The following is a 2162-nucleotide window of genomic DNA, read 5'->3' as shown; positions in this document are numbered from 1 at the left end:
GGGGCCGGGAGGGGATGACCGGGCGCGGGTTGAGGCGGGGTGAGGGCGCCGGGGGGGCGTATGTCGGTCGGGAGGCGGACGGTCCGGGGGTGAGTGGGCCGGGAGGGGGTGACCGGGCGTGGGTTAAGGCGGGGCGAGGGCGCCAGGGTGAGGCGGATGTCGGTCGGGAGGCGGACGGTCCGGGGTGAGGGGTGCCCGGGAGGAGGCCGCCAACCCCCTCCGGAGAATCTCGGTCGCCGCCAACCTCCCGATCGACCCGGCCATCAGCGCCCGTTGCCCCGCTTGCCCCCTCAGTGCAGAGCCGCAGGTGCGAGGCGAAAAACCGGTCCATCTTGCACTTGCGAGCCGAGGCGCCCTAGTTTTCCGCACATGCAGTCCTACACAATTGGCCGCGCGGCGCGGCTGCTCGGGGTGAGCCCCGACACCGCGAGGCGCTGGGCCGACGCCGGGCGGGTCACCACCCACCGGGACGACTCCGGTCGCCGGCTCATCGCGGGGCGCGACCTCGCCGCGCTGTGCGTCGAGGTCGGCCAAGGCGGAGGCGGTGGTGAGGACGAGGAACCGTACACCTCCGTGCGCAACGCCTTCCCCGGCATCGTCACCGCCGTCCGCCTCGGGGACGTCGCCGCCCAGGTCGAGATCCAGGCCGGGCCCCACCGGCTCGTCTCCCTGCTGACCCGCGAGGCCGTCGAGGAACTCGGCCTGGAAGTCGGTATGGAAGCGACCGCACGCGTCAAGTCCACGAACGTGCACGTGGACCGCTACTGAGCCTCCTGCCCCCGGCCGCACCGCCTTCCGCGCCCCCGGCACCCGCAGGATCTCGCCCCGCCGCACCCCCCTTCTCAGGCCTCCTCCGCCCCACCGTCAGGAGCTCTCCGCCATGTCCCCGCTGCCCACCACCCGCACCCTGCGGCGCGCCACGACCGGGGTCTTCGCCTCGGCCCTCCTCGTCGGCGCCCTCGCCGCCTGCGGCGACGACCACGAGACCGCCGAGAAGCGTGACCCGAGCTCCACCAGCTCCTCCAGCGCCAAGGACGTGAAGGAGCCGAAGAAGGCCGACCTCACCGTCCTCGCCGCCTCCTCGCTCACCGACGTCTTCGCCGAGGCGAAGAAGACGTACGAGAAGGAGCACCCCGGCACCACCCTGAAGTTCTCCTTCGCCGGTTCCCAGGAACTCGCCGCCCAGGTCCGCCAGGGCGCCCCCGCCGACGCCATCGTGACCGCCGACACCAAGACCATGGACGGCCTCAAGGGCGAGACGGACACCCCGGCCGTCATCGCCAAGAACCGTCTCGTCATCGCCGTGGGCGACGGCAACCCCGAGAAGGTCGCGAATCTCAAGGACCTCACCGACCCCGGCCTCAAGGTCGTGCTCGCCGCGAAGGAGGTCCCGGTCGGCAACTACTCCCGCCAGGTTCTCGACAAGCAGCACCTCGACGTCAAGGCCGTCTCCGAGGAGCCGAACGTCCGCGCCGTACTGAGCAAGGTCCAGCTCGGCGAGGCCGACGCCGGCATCGTCTACAAGACCGATGCCGCGACCGTCCCCGACAAGGTCGACGCCATCGACATCCCCGACGCCCAGAACGCCGTCGCCTCCTACCCCGCCGCAGCCCTCAAGGGCTCCAAGCACGCCGAAGCCACCGCCGACTTCCTCGCCTGGCTCTCCGGCGACGAGGCCCAGGACATCCTCCAGCACGCAGGCTTCCAGCAGCCGTGACCGACCCCGACCACCCGACAGCGCCCGACGGCTCCACGGAACCCGATGGCTCTGCGGGGCCGGACGGCTCTGCGGGGTCCGGCGGCTCTGCGGAACCCGACGGCTTCACGGAACCCGACGGCTCTGCGGGGTCCGGGCATCGTGAGGGGGCCGACCTCCGTGCGGAGGACGGCCACTCTGTGGGGTCCGGCCAGTCTGCCGGGCCCGAGCGGTCTGCGGGGCCCGAGCGCTCTGCGGCGTTCGCGCACCGTGGGGGGCCGGACCACCCTGCGGAGGACGGCCACTCTGCGGGGCTCGGCCAGTCTGCCGGGCCCGAGCGCTCTGCGGGGCCCGACCGCATCGCGGCGTCCGGGCACCGTGAGGGGCCGGACCACCCTGCGGAGGACGGCCGCTCTGCGGGGTCCGGCCAGTCCGATGAGTCCGAGCGCCCCGAGGAGCCTGAGCA

2 protein-coding genes are annotated in these 2162 nt (G+C 73.0%); both read left to right on the top strand.

All coding sequences use genetic code 11. The annotated features are described in order from the left end of the window. The first annotated feature begins 369 nt into the window (after positions 1 to 369). Entirely contained in the window at positions 370 to 768 is a 399-nt protein-coding gene (locus SSBG_RS13265; protein ID WP_008746647.1) for a TOBE domain-containing protein, read from the top strand. 112 nt (positions 769 to 880) lie between these two features. Then, on the top strand, positions 881 to 1717 hold the full coding sequence (gene modA, locus SSBG_RS13260) for a molybdate ABC transporter substrate-binding protein (protein ID WP_037869679.1): 837 nt from the start codon (positions 881 to 883) through the stop codon (positions 1715 to 1717). Positions 1718 to 2162 lie beyond the last annotated feature (445 nt).

It is taken from the genome of Streptomyces sp. SPB074 (assembly GCF_000154905.1).
Classification (GTDB): Bacteria; Actinomycetota; Actinomycetes; order Streptomycetales; family Streptomycetaceae; genus Streptomyces.
Note: the sequence above shows the minus strand (reverse complement) of the source record. Positions and strands in the feature narration are given on the sequence as shown.